This window comes from Acidobacteriota bacterium, from assembly GCA_018001935.1.
GTDB lineage: Bacteria > Acidobacteriota > JAAYUB01 > JAAYUB01 > JAAYUB01 > JAGNHB01.
The window spans coordinates 68986-86254 of record JAGNHB010000006.1; the positions used below are offsets into that span (position 1 = coordinate 68986).

The following is a 17269-nucleotide window of genomic DNA, read 5'->3' on the forward strand; positions in this document are numbered from 1 at the left end:
GTTCCAGGTCCTCCGGGGGAAGGGTCAGGGGGCGTCCGGCGTCGGGGTTTCCTCGAGACCCCCGCGGACCTTTCGAACCAGCAGGAAGACGTACAGGGAGCCGAGGAGCAGGTAGATCACCGACAGCAGGGCGAGCGAGAAGAGCAGTTCCCCGGCCGTCACCGTCACCGACACCGCGTCGGCCGTCTTCATCATGCGGTAGACGATCCAGGGCTGGCGCCCGACTTCCGCCGTGACCCACCCGATCTGGCAGGCCAGGAGGGGAAGGGGAGCGCACCAGACCAGGACCTTCAGGAGACGGGGGCTGCTCTCCAGCCGCTTTTTCCAGCATTTCCACGCGGCGACGGCCATCAGGAGGATGAAGAGCATGCCCAGCCCCACCATGGTGTGGAAGGAGATGAACGTCAGCGCCAGGGGCGGGATCTCGTCGGGCGGGAACTCATTGATTCCCTGGATTTTCGCGTTGAAGTCCCCGAAGGCCATCCAGCTCAGGAGCCCCTTGATCTCCAGCACCGCGTGCAGTTTCGGGGGTCTCTCCCGCGGCACGGCGAACATCACCAGGGGCGCCTGGGCCTGCGTCTCGTAGAGCCCCTCGATGGCGGCGAACTTCTCGGGTTGGGTCCGGGCCACCTGCCGGGCGTGTTCGTGGCCGGTGGGGAACAGGACCACGAGGGCGGACACCAGACCCACCCCGACCCCCAGCTTCAGGGCTTTCAGGGAGGCGGCCCCCCCCCGCTTGCGCAGGACCATCCAGGCGGTGATCCCCACCCAGAAGAAGGCGCCGGACAGGATGGCCGCGAAGATCGTGTGGGTGAAGCGGACCAGGGTGGAGGGGTTGAACACCGCCGCCCAGAAGTCGACCAGTTCCGCCCGGCCGTTCCGGAGCACGTATCCCGCCGGGGTCTGCTGCCAGGAGTTGGCGACCAGGATCCAGAAGGCGGAGAGCGTGGACCCCGCCGCCACCATCAGGCAGCTGAACCAGTGGGCCCCTTTCGAGATCCTCCGGCGCCCGAACAGGTACAGCCCGAGGAATCCCGACTCCAGGAAAAAGGCGAAGACCCCTTCAGCCGCCAGGGGCGCGCCGAAGATGTCCCCGACGAAGCGGGAGTAGCGGGACCAGTTGGTGCCGAACTGGAATTCCATGACGATCCCCGTGGCGACGCCCACGGCGAAGGTCAGGCCGAGGACCTTGGCGAAGAACTTGCCGATGCGGGCCCAGTCCTCGTCACCGCGCCTCCACCCCTTCCACTCCGCGATCACCAGCAGCCACGCCAGACCGATGGTGATGGGGGGGAAGAGGAAGTGGAAACCGATGGTGACGGCGAACTGGATGCGGGCCAGGAGGATCGGGTCCATCGAACGCACTCCTTTCGGTCGAAGAACATCGGGGGCCCTGCCCCGTCGTGAATCCCCATGATACCCGAACCGCCGGGGTATTGCACCAGAAAACCGGGGCCGCGTCGAATCGGGCGCCCCGTGGCGGTCCGGTTCATCCCGGAACCGGGATCGAGAAATATGTTCCATCCCATCTCGAATCCCGCTATAATGAAAATCAGCGGGTTCGTTGAAGATCGCGCAACCCGTGAACGACGCAAAAAACGTGAATCGGAGATCACCCATATATTGAAAGACTGTTACCTGCGTTTTCGCGTCACGGGCGTGATTCGCAGGAGCGGGTTCTTTCGCAAGGTACGCGGGACCCTCAAACCGAAGAAAACACCTGAAGAGGAGTTGGGCATGGATATCGAAAATGCGTTGAAGCTGTCTGTCGAGTACGAGACCCGGGTTCGCGACGTGTACGTCGAGGCTCTCAAGCGTGTCGGGGACGCCAAGGGGAAGGCGATTTTCCAGGTGCTCGCCGACGAGGAGCAGGGCCACGTGGATTTCCTCGAGGCCCTCCTGAAGGAGTGGCGCGAAACGGGCGCCATCCACCCCGCGGACATCGAAACCCGCATCCCGCCCCGGGACCGGATCGAGGCGGGCGTCCGGAAAATCGAGGCGGGCATGGCCGACCTTGACCCCGACAACGACCTCCAGATGCTGAGCAAGGCCCTCGACCTGGAGATCGAGACCAGCCGCTTCTACAAGAAAATGGTCCACGAGGTCCCCGCCGAGGGGCGGGCCATGTTCACCCGTTTCATCACGGTGGAGGAGGGTCACGTGGCCATCGTCAAGGCCGAGATGGACCACCTCATCCGCACCGGCTACTGGTTCGACTTCATGGAGATCGACCTCAACGGCGTCTGAGGCCGCCCCGGGGGAGGCCGCGGCGCCGGAGGGTGAAGGGGGGCGGGAGGCCTTCCGTTCGAAAACAGCCGGGGCGGGGCCCGGCGGGAGGAAGGGAGAAGGATGAGCACGACACCGACGTGCCCGGAACGGGTGGAAAGCGACGTCCCGAAGATGGAGGCCGTGGTCCTGGTGGTTTCGCCGGACGACCGCCTCCTGAAGTGGCTCGACATCTGCTGGGCCGATTTCACCCTCCACCTGCTGCACGCGGCTTCCTGCGAGGAGGCCGAGAAACTGGTCCAGGTCGGGGACCCCGACCTGGTCTTCGTCCACGGCGACCCCTGCCCCAACGTCGCGGTCTCGGCCTGTGAGTCCCTGCGGAAACTCTCGCCGCAGTGCTCGGTTTTCCTGGTCCGCTCGGCCCACGAGATCACGGAACAGCTCCGTTTCATCCGGTTGGGGTGCGACGGCATCCTCCCGTTCCCCCCCGACCCGTCCCAGATCGCCCAGGTGATCTCCGCGGCGGCCGTTCGCCGGAAGAGCCGGGAACCGGCCCTCCTGTGGGTCGACGACGACGCCGACCTCCTCGACATGATGGCGCCGGCCATCCAGACCGCCGGCTTCCGGCTGCTGACCTCCGCCCGTCCCTTGGAGATCTTCGAACTGCTGACCGCCCACGCGCCGGACATCCTGATGCTGGACTACCGGATGCCGGGCGTCAACGGGGCCGAGCTGTGCCGGATGGTGCGGCTCCGGAGCGAGTACCGGGCCCTGCCCATCCTCATCCTGTCGGCCTCCTCCGAGGCGGAGATCCGCCGGAAGTGTCTCGAGGCCGGCGCCGACGACTACGTTCTCAAACCCATCAACGTCCCCGACCTCCTGGCGCGGCTGCAGGCGAAGGTCATCCGCGGTCAGATGCTGCGCACCCTGGCCACCCAGGACCCGCTGACCCAGCTGAACAACCACCAGGCCTTCCTGGAGATCCTTTCCCGGGAGTGCAACCGGGCCGTCCGTTACAATGCCGGTTTCAGCCTGGCGGTCCTGGACGTGGACCGATTCTCGGAGGTCAACCGGAAGTACTCCTTCACCGCCGGGGACGAAGTGCTTCGACGGCTCGCCTCCGCGCTGCGCGAGCGCTTCCGGCGTTCCGACGCGTCCGGGCGCATCGGGGTCGACCGCTTTGCCCTGGTCCTGCCGGAGATCGACAAGGACACGGCCGTGGAAGTGATCAAGGATTTCGTCGAAACGGCCGGCGGGATGAGCTTCCCGGCCCTTGCCCCCGGGACGGAGTTCTCCGTCTCCCTCCGCGCGGCGGTCGCCCGGTTCCCCGCCGACGGCAGCTCGCCCCGCGCCCTCCTGTCGAACGCCCTGACCGCCCTCCAGACGGCCCGGGACATCCCCGCGCCCAGGGTCCTGGCTTACCGGCCGAAGAAATAGGACGGCGACGTTCAAACCCCATCGGCCGCTGACCAATGGCTCGAACCGGATATTTCCGAACCCCTCCCCCGACTTTTTCCGGGCGGCCATCCTTGACGGGTTCGTAAAAAGTCCTGGTTGTGATCTCACAGAGGCACAGAGGCACGGAGAAGAATCGTAAGGATTGTTGATTCCGATTCGCGTTCATTCGCGTGATTCGCGGGCAAAACAGGACTTATTGCGGGGTCTTCATCGACGGCCTGGCATCTTGCTTCTTTGCCTTGCGCTGCGCCCGGGCCGGTACTATCATGGGGCATCTTCCTCGACAGGAGCCTTCCATGATCAGACCGATCCTTCGCGTCGCCGTCCTGGCCGCCCTCCTCACCGCTTTCGCCCTCGCCCAGGAGACTCCGCCCCCGACGGGCATCGAGGCCCTGGCGAAGGACTTCCCGCGGGACTTCACCGGCGTGTTCTGCCTGGAGAACCCCGGGAAACTCCTGGCCGACATCGCCGCTTTCGTGGACGGGGTGGGGATGCCCGTTGTGACGGAGGCCTGGCGCCGGGCGGGAGCCCAGTCCGCCGGGTTGCTGGGGTTCGACGCGACCCATCCGGACGGCTGGCGGAAAGGCGGTTTCGACCTCTCCCGACCCGCGGGCCTGGCCGTGCGGCAGACCTCGCAGAACCCCGCCTTCCTGATCAGCCTCGGGGTCCTCGACGAAGCGGCCGCCCTGGAGAGCCTGAACAAGGTGCTGGCGCCCCTGGGTGTCGTGTTGGAGAAGGAACCGGCGACCGAATGCACGATCTACCGCGCCAGGGGCGCCGCGGCGCAGGCCCTGATCGCTCTGGGTGTCCGGGGGGACCGGATGATCGTCTACGTCTGCGGCGCCGCCGGGGGGGAAGCGCCTGCCGCGGCGCTGAAGGCGATCCTCACCCGGCCCGGGCCCGAGAACATCGCGGCGGAGCCGGCCTTCCGCAGGCTCGCGGGGGAACTGCCCCGGGACGCCTGGTTCTCGGTGTATTCCAGCGCCGACCCCATGCAGATGGACCCGGGGATGCAGATGCTCCTGGCGGACAAATCACTGCAGCCGATGGTGAAGTACTTCCGGGCCCTCAAGGGCGCGGCGTATGCCGTCGGGGAGCGGGACAGCGCCTGGATCCTGTCCCTCGACCCCCAGGCGGGGCTTCTCGCGGCCTTCCCTCCGGGGCTGGACTGCGCTGCCGGCCTCGGCCGACTGGATCGCCCGGTTTTTGCCGCCAGTCTCAGCCTGGACTGGTCCGGGGACCTGCCCAGGCTAGCCCGGGAGATGCTCGGCGAGGACTGGGGGCTCAGCCGCCTCACGGGCGGTGGCCCTGCCTTGAAGAACTCCCCCTTCGCCCTTCTGGGGCAGCCGAAGGGGAAAAGCGCCCTCGGGGTGGCGTTCTACCTGCGGAAGGGGACCGTGGAGTCGTACGAATACGTGCTGGTGGCCCGCTTCGAGGATGCCGCTTCCCGGGAGGACATCCTGCGGAAGGCCACCGGTCAGGCCGACCCCGCCTCGACGGCCTGCGGGGACGGGGAGTACTACGCCCCGACGGACGCGAACCCTTCCCTTGCGCTCGGCCAGGTTGGGGACACCCTTTTCATGGGGCCACCCGCCCGGGTCCGGGCGGCCCTGGAGGCGAGGGAACCGCGGTGGAAGCCCCGCTGCGGGGGCGCGGAACCGTTCATGGCGGAGGTGTGGCCCGGGGACCTGATCACCGCTTTCGGCGACATGGGCTCGGAAGAGGCGTCCCGGTTCGTCGCCGACCTCTACCCGCCGGGATCGACCATGACGCTGGTGCACAGCCTCCGGGAGGACTCCGCCCTCATCCGCGTGCGCACCGAGGGGGGGCGGTTCATGCTCCCGGGTGTGGTGGCCGTGATCGCTATCCCGGCCCTTCTTCAATCGAAGCAGGAGGCGCAGTGCGTGGCCACCATGGCCATGCTGCGGAACCTGGCGAGCGCGGAGGTGGCCTTTTCCTCGAAGATCGGCAACGACGGCCGATACGGGACGTTCCAGGAGATGGTCGACCAGGGGTTCCTCGACTCCCGTTTCGCGGCCCCCGAGACCGTTATCGACGGGTTCGCCTATTCCATGAGTGTCGGCAAGGATATCGGCAAGGATACGTTCAAGATCGTGGCCCGGGGACAGGGGGCCCACGCGGGAAAGTTGTTCGCCGTCAACGAGTCCTTGCTGGTTTACACCGACGAGGCCTGCACGAAGCCGGTGGAGGAGTCACCCCGGAGGAGGGGAGGGCAGCACACCCCGACCGTGGCCATGCTGCGGAACCTGGCGAGCGCGGAGGTGGCCTTCTCTTCGAAGATCGGCAACGACGGCAAGTACGGGACGCTCGCGGAACTGTGCGCTCAGCGTTTCATCGACACCCGTTTCAAGGAGGACAAGCCCCTGATCGACGGTTTCCGCTACGCCGCCGTGGTCGGGAAGGACAAGTTCAAGATCGTGGCTAAAGGGGAGGGGGAGTTCGCCGGCCAGGTCTACGCCATAAACGAGTGCCTGGTGGTGCACACGGACGAGGGGTGCACTCGACCGCTCAGCATCGAAAGACCCGCGGGGGAGGCCGATCGGTTTTCCGGGTGGGAACCCGGGGCGGAGCCGCCCGACGAGAACCTTTTTGAGGAATTGGCCCGGGAGAAAGGCCCAAACCCCGTGCAGATGCTCCGGAATGTGGCCTCGGCGGAAATCGCCTTCTCGTCGAAGATCGGGAACAAGGGGCGTTACGGCACGCTCACGGAAATGGCGGCCCAGGGCTTCCTGGACCAGCGGTTCAAAGCGGCCCGGGTCGTCATCGACGACTATGTCTACACGTCCACGGTGAAAGGGGCCGGGTTCAGGATCGTGGCCCGCGGGATCGGCCCCAACAAGGGTAAACTGTTCGCGGTCGATGAAAACCTGGTCGTTTGCACCGACGAGGCCTGCAAACAACCCATGGTCGACGTCGAGCGGGGCCCGATGCCGGTGGACCCGGACTGACCTCCCCAACCCGGATAAACCGGGAGCAAACCACGGATGAACACGGACAGGCACGGATAAAACGGAAAGCAATTGACCGCGGAAGGATGGGTGAACCACCGAATACGCACAAAAGAGGCAACACGAACGCGGCGTGTTGGGTTGCGGCCCGGCATCCCCGGGTGCGGCCTTCCGGTCCGGTGAGTACAGGCCGGGAACAACCCGCCTTCCCCGCACCCTTTCAGGGTGCGTCTGCTCCCCTCGCCGCCGCGTTCCGGGGGCGGCGACGCGGGCGCCCGGAACGAACGGCCCGTTGCACGTTCGCGGCCGGCGCCCGCGTCTGGCCCCCGGCTGGGACGCCCCCTTCCCTTCGGGGAGGAGAAGGCCCCTCGAAGCCCCACCCGAGGTGAGAACCGATCGACCCGACCCCGAAGGGGTCGAATGTGGATAGGATGAGGTGAGAACCGATCACCCCGACCCCGAAGGGGTCGAACGTGAATAGAACGAGGTGAGGAACGATCGACCCGACACCGAAGGGGTCGAATGTGAATAGACGAGGTGAGGAACGATCACCCCGACCCGAAGGGGTCGAACGTGAATTGAACGAGGTGAGGAACGATCACCCCGACCCCGAAGGGGTCGAACGTGCGGAGATGTGATTCACGTTCGACCCCTCCGGGGTCGGGGGGGGTGGGCGCGTTTATTCTATTCACGTTCGACCCCTTCGGGGTCGGGGGGCGTGGGCGCATTTATTTTGACGGGAGACCGGCACCTGCTGAAGCTGGGGTATTTTGAAGGAATCCGGATTCGGGGTTTGTCCGATTTACCGGGGATGTCCGGGGAAACGGATTGAATCGATACCCTCGAGCACTCGGGGCGGAGTTGATCCGGGTTGCGGTGGCTTGCCGGCATGGAGTGCGGCGACACGCTTCGTGGTCCCGTAGTATTTTCCTCCGCTTCCGGAGCGCCCCGCCCAATCCGATCACCACGTCGTCATCGCAGGCTTCCTTTGACACGTTGAGGCTCCCGAAGCGCGTCCGTTCAATCCGGTTCTTCACGGCCTTCACGCCTTCCGGCATTCGGCGGCCGCCGCCGCCCTCAGCAGAAACGAGAAGGTGCTTCCCCGGCCGGGCTCGCTGGTCGCCCAGATGCGGCCGCCGTGACCCTCCACGATCTGGCGGCAGATGGGAAGCCCCAGTCCGGTCCCTTTCGGCGCCCCCGGCGGGGTGCCGTTCACCTGTCGGAACTTCTCGAACACCCGGTCCAGGTTCTCCGGCAGGATGCCCGGTCCCGTGTCGGTGACGGAAATCAGGACGAACTCCCCGTCCGTTGCAGGACCTGCCGGTGGCTCGACCCCGTGGGGAAGGGCACCCTCGCCGGTGCCGGCCCGTTCCGCGCTTATGGAGACGAGCCCTCCCTCGGGAGTGAACTTGAATGCATTCGACAGCAGGTTGATGAGGACCTGGACCAGGCGGTCCCGGTCGCCTTCGACCTCGGGCAGGTCGGGAGGCAGGCGTTTCTCCAGGCGGAGCTGCTTGGTCTCCAGCAGAGAGCGGACCGCGGCGGCGGCCTGCTCAGAGACGTCTTCGAACCGAAGTGGGACCAGGTTCCACTCGATCTTTCCCGCCTCCATCTTGGCGATGTCCAGAAAGTCGTTGATCAGGGCGGTCAGCCGTTCTCCCTCGGAGACGATGATCTCCATGTTGCCGTCCACCTGCCCGACGGTCTTGTCGATTTTCCGGTCACTGCGGTCGATGACCGGGAAAAGGTTCTCCTCCAGCTTTCTCCGGACCACCTTGGCGAAGCCCACGACCGAGGTCAGAGGGGTCCGGAGTTCGTGAGAGACCACGTTGAGGAGTTCGGTTTTCATCTGGTCCATGTCCTGAAGCTTCCGGACGGATTCCTGAAGTTTCAGGTTCGACTCCTCCAGCGCCCGCTCGAAGCGCTCCCGCTCAAGGATCTGGTTCTGCAGGTCGAGGTTGGCGTTTTCCAATTCCGCGTTGCTGTGGGCGAGTTGGAGGGTCCGGCCGGCCACCAGCGCTTCCAGTTCCGCTTTCCGGCGTTTCAGGCGGCGTACCCGGACCACGTAGCCGACGACGAGGACGGCGGCGAGCAACGCCCCCACCACGAGACGGAACCACGCGGCCATCCAGAACGGCGGGACCACGTGGAGCCGCAAGGTGATCCCTTCCTCGTTCCAAACCCCGTCGTCGTTGGACCCCTTGACCCGCAAGGTGTAGGTCCCGGGGCTCAGGCCGGCGAACGTGAGTTCCCGGCGTCCGCCCAGGGGGACCCAGTCCGCAACCGCCCCCTCCAGCCGGTAGGCGTACTGGTTTTTCCCCGGGTTCGTGAAATCCAGGGCCGCGAATTCCACGGAAAAGGATTCCCGGTAAGAGAGTGCGATGGTCCCGGTCTCGAGGAAAGCGCGCTCCAGGGTCGGCGCCTCGCCGCCGAACCGCCGGAACCGGGTGAAGGCCAGGGGCGGGACGCGGGTGTTTTGCCGGAGGGCGGTCGGCTTGAAGGCGTTGATCCCGCCGGGTCCCCCGAAGAAGAGGGTGCCGTCGCCGGACTTGAAGCAGGACCGCAGGTTGAACTCGTTGCTCTGCAAACCGTCCGCCTGGACGTAATTGATGAATTTGCCGGTTTTCGGGGCGAACCGCGACAATCCCCCGTAGGTGCTGATCCAGAGTTCGCCGTCCGCGCCCTCCAGAATCCCGGCGATCACGTTGCTCGCCAGGCCTTCCCGGACCGTGTAGGCGGTGAAGGTCTTCGTGCCCCGCTCGTACCGGTGCAACCCGTAACCGTAGGTCCCGATCCAGAGGGTCCTGGAACTGTCCTCGAAGATCTGCGTCACCACATTGCCGCTGAGGGCCCCGGGAGGGGAGGCGCCGGACCCGAGAGGATGAAAGGTCCCGGTCCCGGGGTGAAACACCTCGATCCCGCCTCCCCAGGTCCCCACCCAGATCGTCCCGTCGCCCGGGTCATGAATCGCCATGACGAAATCGCTGCGGAGGGCGTTGGGGTTTCGGGGATCGCTCCGGAACCGGGTGAAGCTCCCCGCCTGTCGGTCGAAGCGGTTCAGCCCCCGCCCGTCGGTCCCCACCCACAGGTTCCCGGCCCGGTCCTCGTACAGAGTCAGAATTTCGTCGCTGCTGAGGGAGTGCGGGTCGGCCGGGTCGTGCCGGTACCAGGAACCCTGGCGGCTGTCCCGATCCAGGCGGTAGAGACCTCTTCGGTAGGTGGCGATCCAGAACGCCCCCGTGTGGTCCTCGAGGAGACCGGAGATGACCGGTTCCGCCCCGCCGGCCGGCGTTTCCGCGAAGAAGGGAGCGAACTCCCGGCGAAGCGCTTCGGAAGCGAGAATCTCGTTCCCGTCGAACTGTTTCAGGCCGGCGTGCATACCGACGAGCACCATTCCCGAACGGGTCTGCCCGAAACACCGTGTCGAGGCATCGACCGGGTTTTCGCCTCGGTACCGGAAAGGGACGAATTTGTGCCGCTCCTTCTTGAACGAGTTGATCCCCTGGTTCTCGGTGCCGACCCAGAGGATCCCCGACCGGTCTTCGGCCAGGGACAGGATGGCATTGTCGCTGAGGCTCCCGGGGTCGCCGGGGACGTTCCGGAGAAGCTCGGGCGGCTTCCCGGGGCGGATCCACCGGTAAAGACCCGCCGTCGTGCCCACCCACAGGGTCCCGGATGTGTCTTCCAGGATCGCGTTCACCGCGGCACGGCCCAGGTCCCCTTCGGGTCCGGCCCCGGTCCCGACCCGGACGAACGTCGACGACGCCCGGTCGAAACGGCACAACCCGCCCGCCGTCCCGACCCACAGGTTTCCCGAGCGGTCCTCGTGTACCGCCCGGACCTTGCCCGGACACAGGCTCGCGGGGTCGCCGGGGGAGTGGGTGAACCGTGTGACCCGGCCGGTCGGGATGTTCAGACGGCTCAGGCCGCCCTCCGTTCCCGCCCAGATGGCGCCGAGGTGGTCCTGGCATATGGTATGGACCCGTCCCGGGGTCAGGCCGGCGGGGTCCCCCGCCCGGGTGCTGTAGCGGGTGACGGCGCCGGTGTCCGGGTCGAAGCGGTTCAACCCGGTTTCGGTGCCGACCCACAGGGCGCCGGCGGCGTCGGGGAAGAGGGCGTTCACTCCGTTGTCGCTCAGGGAACGGGGATTTCGGGGGTCGGCCGCGACGGTGGTGAATCGTCCCGTGTCGCGGTCGAGACGGCTCAGGCCGCCGCCCCAGACGCCGGCCCACAGGCGGCCCCGCCGGTCCTCGCACAACCCGAAGATACAGTTGCCGCCGATGCTGCGCGGGTTGTCCACTTCCACCCGGTACACGACGAACGAGTACCCGTCGAAACGATTGAGCCCCTCGTCGGTGGCGATCCACAGAAAGCCGTGGCTGTCCTGGAAAATGCGGTGCACGGTCCCTTGCGAGAGCCCGTTCTCGATGCCGAGGCGCTGGAAGCGCACGCCGGGCTCCGCGGTGGGCAGGCAGGCGGCACTTCCCAACAACATCAGGACAGTCCAGAACCTGGAACGAATGGCCAACCTCCGGAATCCCATGGGTGGCATCCTCTTTTATCGTCCTGCGGTTTTGAGTTCAGCGGGACGGTCCCTGTGGAAAGTCAAACGATCCGCTTGGCGAGCTTTTCCTCCGCGCCGTCAGGCCGCCGAACTCCAAGGGCTTCTCCGGCGAGGGGACCTGCTACTTTTCGTCGTCCTGGGTGCAGAAGTACTCGATGGTTTTCTGGGCGCAGGTGCGGCAGTAGCCCAGCTTGTTCAGCATGGTGACGATCATGCGGTCGTAGAGCTTCTGGTTCTCCTCGTTGGTCCGGTTGGCCAGGGCGCCGATGAGGCTGCCGGCCCCCGCGATGTCCGACTTGAGGCGCACGTCGGTGACCGCCTTCACCAGTTCCAGGTTGTCCATGAAGTCGTACTCGGGCTCCACGGAGATTTTCTGGCCGTAGATCTTGCGGATGGTGGTGCGGAAGTTCTCCCGCTGTTCGTGGGTCTTGAGGCCCAGGCGCTCCTCCACGCTTTGGATGTAGCGCTCGTCGATCTTCAGCGCCCGCAGTTCCTTGGTCTGGGGGTCGATGTACTTCCACATCTTGTCGGGGCCCAGGTTCTCGGCGTCGATGCCGATGATCATGTTGACGTAGTTCATGACGTCCTTGCGGATGGCGAAGGGCTCGTCCATGTAGGCGTTGAAGATCTCCGTCATGACCCGCTCCCGGTAGAGCCCGCGGGCGGTCTTGAGGTCCTCCAGGTACTTGGCCCGGTCGGTGTTCTCGGTGACGTAGTCGAGGACGACGCGTTCCAGGGCCTTGTAGACGTCCAGGGCGAACATGCAGCGCCCCTCGTTGGTCTCGGAACTCTCCACCATCAACTGGATGGCCCGGCCCAGGTTGCGCTGTCCCAGGCCCTTCTGCCCGAAGCGCTTGGTGATGTCGGGGTCCTGGTTGAGGTTGTCGATGACCTCCGCCAGGGTCTTGATGCTCTTCTCGCCCGCCACCTCGCCGGCGGCCAGCTTCATGGTCTCCACGGGGGTGAGCTTCTCGGAGCGGGGGAGCCGGGTGAGCACCACGGCCACCGAGGCGGCGTAGTTGAGGTTCGGGTCCTGGTGGAGGGGTTCCTTGCTGAAGGTGGTCTTGGTCTCGCTCCCGATGGCGTAGGAGGTGAGGTTGAACTGCATCTTGTAGTGGGTGTTGTGGGCCACGTGGCAGATGCGGCACCGGTCCACGATGGGCGCCTCCTCTTTCTCGGCCAGGAAGCGGTTGAACTCGGAGTTGTTGGAGGTGGCCACGATCAGGGTGTCGATGGGCCACTTGTACCCGTCGATCTCGATGGTCCGGTTCTGGATGACCCCCAGGTACACCTGGACCAGGTCCTTCTTGTTCTTGAACATCTCGTCGCAGAAGTGAATCCCCCCGCCGGCCACGCGGGCGAGGGCGCCGCGGCGCAGGTCGAAGCGGTAGGGGTTGTTGGTGTCGCTGATGTGGAGCAGGCGCTGGATGGACTCCTCCCCGAGGAGGTCCACGGCCGAGGAGGTGATCTTGTCCTTGGCGGGGTACTTGCCCGTGACGGTGCCCAGGCTTTCCAGGAGCGGCACCGGGATGATCTCCACGTACTTGAGCATCTCGTCGACCTTCCCCCCGGTGAGGCGTCGGAGGTCGTTCCAGATGTAGGCGGAGCACGCGCCCAGGGGGCGGTAGTTCTCCCCGACGGCGGCCAGGTCCTTGTCCTTGAAACCGGCTTCCCTGGCCCAGAAGGCCTTCGTCTCGCCAGGGTCGTCGAAGAGGTTCAGGGCGAGGATGGCCGGGTCCTCGTAGGTCTGGGACTCCACCGTGGAGATCCGCCCGTAGGTGCCCAGCTTGTCCAGCCCCACGAAGCGGAAGGTGTACTTGCGGTTCTCGGGCCTGGAGAGGAACTGCCGGTACCGGTTGCAGACGAACTCCACGAAGAAGGTCTTGCCGTTGCCCGGCTCGCCCACGAGGACGTAGGCCATCTCCTTCGAGGACCCCCCCTCCGAGGCGTCCTTGACGTAGGAGACGAAGCTGTTGATCTCGTCGTACATCCCGATGACGTGCTTGGCGCCGCCCCGGAAGATGGGGAAGTCGTAGGTGGACCGGCCGTTGACCACCACCTTTTCCACGCCCTCGCTCAGGATCATGCGGGCGACCCCCTGGAAGGCGTTCTCGAAGCGGCGGTGCCCCTGCCGGACCGCTTTCATGTACTCCCGAAGGCTGGCGGTGGTGTTGTCGGCCATGCGTCCTCCTGACAGTCGGTTTCGATACGGCCTCATCATGCCCCCGGAGCGTCGAATTGTCAACGGGTAAAGCCTCCCTCCCCCCCTGCTGCCGGGGGGGAGGCCGTGGGCTGAAGTCATTGGAAAGTAAAATCGTTGCCAAATCGCGCAGGAAATTGGGATCGATCTTTCGAAACGCAGGCCGAGTGCGGAAATTGCGGCCGATGCGGTCTTCCTTTGCGAGCCTGGCGTCCTGGCGAGGATCGATCCGGATCTTGATCTCGCCAAGGCGCCAAGATCGCAAAGAAAACCGGTGAACCAGGGGTACAGCCATGGAGTGCGAAAATCGCTTTCGCCAGGTCGCCCCGCCTCCGGGAGGGTCTCTCACGAAGGCACGGAGGCACGGAGAAGAGGCGTCTCCGATCAAGCTCAACAGGCCGAAAACCAGCCCCTCTCTCCTGCCTCCCGACCAAGGCCTCCCGAGGGCTGCCCCCCCTCCTGACTCCTGCCTTCTGAATTCTTCGTTCGTGTGGTTCGTGTCAGTTCGCGCCCCCGACCACCCGGTGGATGGCGGAGGCCAGTTCCTGGAGGGTGTAGGGTTTGTGGATGAACCCGTTCACGCCGAGCCGCATCACCGTGGTCACCCGCTCGTCCTGGGCGTAGCCCGAGGAAAGCAGGACCTTCACGTCCGGCGCGAACTCCCGGAGCCGACGGAAGGTCTCCTCCCCCGACATGACCGGCATCTGGAGGTCGAGGATCACCGCCTTGATCTCGGCGGCATGGTCCTGGTATTTCTGGAGGCCGTCCCGGCCGTTCTCCGCCAGCATGACGGTGTAGCCGCACTCCTCGAGGATCATCCGGGCGATGTCGCGAATGTGGGGCTCGTCGTCCACCACGAGGACGGTGCCCGTGCCCGGGGGGACCCAGTCCTCCGCTTCGGGCCGCTCCAGGGCCGACGCGCCGTGGAGCATGGGCAGGTAGACGTAAAAGGTGGACCCGAGCCCGACCTCGGAGTAGACGGTGATGAAGCCGCCGTGCCGGCTGACGATGTTGTAGACCATGGCCAGGCCGAGGCCCGTGCCGGTTCCCTTCTCCTTGGTGGTGAAGAAGGGGTCGAAGATCTTCCCCACGGTCCGGGCGTCCATGCCGACCCCCGTGTCGCTGATGGAGAGGACCCAGTAGTCGATTTCCTTTGCTTCCGGGTGAGCGCTGCAGAAGAAGCGGTCGGGGAGGACACGGTCGATGGAGAGCAGGATGCTCCCGCCCTGGGTCTCGCCCTCCTTCCGCATGATGGTCATGGCGTGGGAGGCGTTCACGCACAGGTTCAGGATCACCTGCTCCATCTGGGTCCCGTCGGCGTGAACCATCGCCGCTTCCTTCGGGAGGTTGGTGGAGACGTCGATGCACTTGTCGAAGGTGTTCCGGCAGATCCGGACCACGTTCTCCACCGCGGTCCGCAGGTCCACCTCTTCCGGGGTCAACTCCTGCTTGTGGGAGAGGGCGAGGAGCTGCTGGACCATGTCCATGGCGCTGCCGCCGGCTTCCTTGATGACCTTGAGGTCCTGGTCCAGCTCCTGGGGCGAGACGGCGTGCTTCCGGAGCTTGTACTGGAGGATGGACACGGTCCCCACGATGCCGCTGAGGACGTTGTTGAAGTCGTGGGCCAGGCCCCCCGCCAGGGTGCCGACCAGTTCCATCTTCTGGGCCTGGATCAGCTGCTGTTCGCGTTTCTCGGCGGTGGTCACGTCGTCCATCCGGAGGACGGCCCCGCGGATGGCCCCAGCGGACAGGGGAAAGACGGAGACGTCCAGGAAGGTGGGGGCCTCCGCGTTGCCGAAAACCTCCCGCCGGAGTTCGTGGGGCGTGCGCCTCCCGATGACCTCCTGGACGGCGGGCGCGTACTTCTCCAGGAGCGGGGAAGCCTCCCCGAGGGGTTTCCCCATCGCGTCCGGCGCCTTGACCCCCGTGAAGGTCTCCGCGGCGGGGTTCCACTGGGTGACGCGGTTGTCCTGGTCGACGGAGACCATGACGGAAGGCATGGACTCGAGGATGTTCCGGGTGAGTGCCAGGCTTTCCCGGAGCCGTTCGGTCATGGTGTTGAAGTCGGCGGAGAGTTCGCCGATCTCGTCACGGGAGGAGACCTTCACCTCCCGGTCGAGGTTGCCCCGGGTGACCTCCCGGACGGACGCCAGCAGCGACCGGATGGGGCGGGTGACCACGAGCCGGATCAGGCCCGCCAGGCTGGCCACGGTCCCGAAGATCACGAACAGCATGATGACGGAGAGGAAGAGGTGGGCGCGGGCGATCCCCGAGTGGATCCGCTCCAGGGAGAAGACCACCTGGACGTTTCCCAGCCTCTTCCCTTCCGGGCTGAGGGCCTCGCGTTCCACCACCCGGAGGTCCTCCGCGGGGGGCGGCGTCTCGCGGCCCGAGAGGGTCAGTTCCACGCCGTTGACGTCGAAGACCTTGGCCTGGACGATGTCCTCGCTCTTGAGCAGTTCGCGGGTGTTGTACTCGAGGGTGAAGTAGTCCATCCGCTCGAGGGGGAGTCGGTTGATCTCGGCGAAGAGCCGGGTGACCACCTCGCAGCGCCGGAGGGCGTCGTCTTCGAGGACCCGGGCGATGATGCGGCTAAGGACCAGGTTGGCCAGCAGGAGAAACACCGACAGGATCCCGATGATGATCAGGTTGACCTTGATGGCGACGCTCGGGGAGAAACGGTTTCTCAGGTTCATGGCGGAAGTACCTGGGGGGTGTCGGTGAGGGTGGAGGGGACCTGGATGGCGCCCGACACGATCCCGGCGCGGAATTCCTGCATCTGCCGGAGCACGTCGGGGGGAACCTTGCCGCGGGTGTAGGTCATGGGGGAGACGTCCACGCCGCCGTCCGAGAGGCCCATGGTGATGTTCCCGCTCTCGAAGCGGCCGCGGAGGACCCGCTCCACCTGGAGGAGGATCGCCTGGTCCATGCGTTTCATCATGCTGCAGAGGATGACGCGCGGGACGAGGTAGTCCTGGTCGGAGTCGACCCCGATGGCCCAGACTTTCTTCTCCTTGCATGCCTGGAAGATGCCGAGGTTGGATGCGCCGGCGATGCCGAAAACCACGTCGGCGCCCTGGGCGGAGACGAGGTCGAGGGCGGCCTGCTTGGCTTCGACGGGGCTGGACCAGGGGTTTTTGCCGGGAAAGAGCTCCTGCAGGTAGAGGGCCTTCACCCGGATGTCGGGGCGGGCCAGCCGTGCACCCGCCTCGAAGCCCAGGGTGAAGTCGTCGATCACCGGTTCCTTTCGTCCGCAGACGGCGGCGATGGTCCCGCTGCGGCTCATCCTCGCCGCCAGCGCCCCGACGAGGAAGCAGCCCTCGCTCTGCCGCATCAGAACGCCCACCGTGTTGGGATTCTTCGCGATGACCGGGGCGTCGAGGAGCACGAAGCGAACCTGGGGGTGGTGCGGCGCCAGTTGCTCGACGGCGGGCTGCATGTCCACGGAACTACAGAAGATCAGGTTGCAGCCTCGGTGGATGAGCTTCTCCATCTTGTCGGCGTAGTCCTCGCTCTGCCGGACCTCCTCGTAGGCGATGTCGATGCCGAACTGCGTCCGGCTCCGGACAAGGCCGTTGTACTGGAGGTCCGCGTAGGACTTGTCTCCGAAGCCCCCGATGTTGGAGACCAGGCCCGCCTTGATCCGGTGACCGGGGCCGGCCGCCCCCTTGAGGGAGACTTTCCCGGCGTCCGTCGAGCAGGCGGTGAGGGCCGCCACGGCCAGGGCGAGGAGGGCCCCGGCCCCCGGGGGCGCGATCGGGCGCTTCGCCCCGGGGGGAGCGGAGGGCCCGCGATTGGCAAGAAGCCGGTGGATCAAGACCTGAGCCTTCCCGTCGAGAGATCTGCGAACAG

At 66.0% G+C, this 17269-nt stretch carries 8 protein-coding genes; 3 read left to right on the forward strand and 5 right to left on the reverse strand.

The features are described 5' to 3' along the window. Nucleotides 1-24: 24 nt before the first annotated feature. Complete coding sequence (locus tag KA419_03995; protein ID MBP7865088.1) at nt 25-1356, reverse strand: cytochrome ubiquinol oxidase subunit I; 1332 nt, start codon at nt 1354-1356, stop codon at nt 25-27. Between the two features lie 381 nt (nt 1357-1737). On the opposite strand from KA419_03995, the gene KA419_04000 reads away from it, so the two are divergent. From KA419_04000 to KA419_04010, 3 genes are all read left to right on the forward strand, one after another. Next, nucleotides 1738-2247: a ferritin family protein gene (locus KA419_04000; GenBank protein ID MBP7865089.1), complete on the forward strand. Its 510-nt coding sequence runs from the start codon at nt 1738-1740 to the stop codon at nt 2245-2247. A gap of 102 nt (nt 2248-2349) precedes the next feature. Further along, nucleotides 2350-3663 (forward strand): diguanylate cyclase, encoded by a 1314-nt coding sequence (locus tag KA419_04005; GenBank protein ID MBP7865090.1) that lies wholly within the window; start codon nt 2350-2352, stop codon nt 3661-3663. Nucleotides 3664-3980: 317 nt separating this feature from the next. Next, on the forward strand, nt 3981-6653 hold the full coding sequence (locus KA419_04010) for a hypothetical protein (protein MBP7865091.1): 2673 nt from the start codon (nt 3981-3983) through the stop codon (nt 6651-6653). A 1042-nt stretch (nt 6654-7695) separates the two neighbouring features. Here KA419_04010 and KA419_04015 read toward each other — a convergent pair. The 4 genes from KA419_04015 to KA419_04030 form a co-directional block, all read right to left on the reverse strand. After that, nucleotides 7696-11148: a hypothetical protein gene (locus KA419_04015; GenBank protein MBP7865092.1), complete on the reverse strand. Its 3453-nt coding sequence runs from the start codon at nt 11146-11148 to the stop codon at nt 7696-7698. A 190-nt stretch (nt 11149-11338) separates the two neighbouring features. Further along, a complete protein-coding gene (locus KA419_04020; GenBank protein ID MBP7865093.1) occupies nt 11339-13399 on the reverse strand; it encodes a serine protein kinase PrkA in 2061 nt (686 codons plus the stop codon). Nucleotides 13400-13917: 518 nt separating this feature from the next. Next, the gene (locus KA419_04025; GenBank protein MBP7865094.1) at nt 13918-16113 is read right to left on the reverse strand and encodes a response regulator; all 2196 of its coding nucleotides are present in this window, start codon (nt 16111-16113) and stop codon (nt 13918-13920) included. Next, nucleotides 16110-17234 carry a BMP family ABC transporter substrate-binding protein gene (locus KA419_04030; protein MBP7865095.1) on the reverse strand — a complete coding sequence of 375 codons (1125 nt, stop codon included), beginning with the start codon at nt 17232-17234 and terminating at the stop codon, nt 16110-16112. The genes KA419_04025 and KA419_04030 overlap by 4 nt, the downstream gene beginning before the upstream one ends. Nucleotides 17235-17269 lie beyond the last annotated feature (35 nt).

Bases quoted from the DNA above. Each gene is read 5' to 3' on its own strand.
- KA419_03995 (MBP7865088.1), bottom strand. From the start codon at position 1,356: ATGGACCCGATCCTCCTGGCCCGCATCCAGTTCGCCGTCACCATCGGT.
- KA419_04000 (MBP7865089.1), top strand. From the start codon at position 1,738: ATGGATATCGAAAATGCGTTGAAGCTGTCTGTCGAGTACGAGACCCGG.
- KA419_04005 (MBP7865090.1), top strand. From the start codon at position 2,350: ATGAGCACGACACCGACGTGCCCGGAACGGGTGGAAAGCGACGTCCCG.
- KA419_04010 (MBP7865091.1), top strand. From the start codon at position 3,981: ATGATCAGACCGATCCTTCGCGTCGCCGTCCTGGCCGCCCTCCTCACC.
- KA419_04015 (MBP7865092.1), bottom strand. From the start codon at position 11,148: ATGTTGTTGGGAAGTGCCGCCTGCCTGCCCACCGCGGAGCCCGGCGTG.
- KA419_04020 (MBP7865093.1), bottom strand. From the start codon at position 13,399: ATGGCCGACAACACCACCGCCAGCCTTCGGGAGTACATGAAAGCGGTC.
- KA419_04025 (MBP7865094.1), bottom strand. From the start codon at position 16,113: ATGAACCTGAGAAACCGTTTCTCCCCGAGCGTCGCCATCAAGGTCAAC.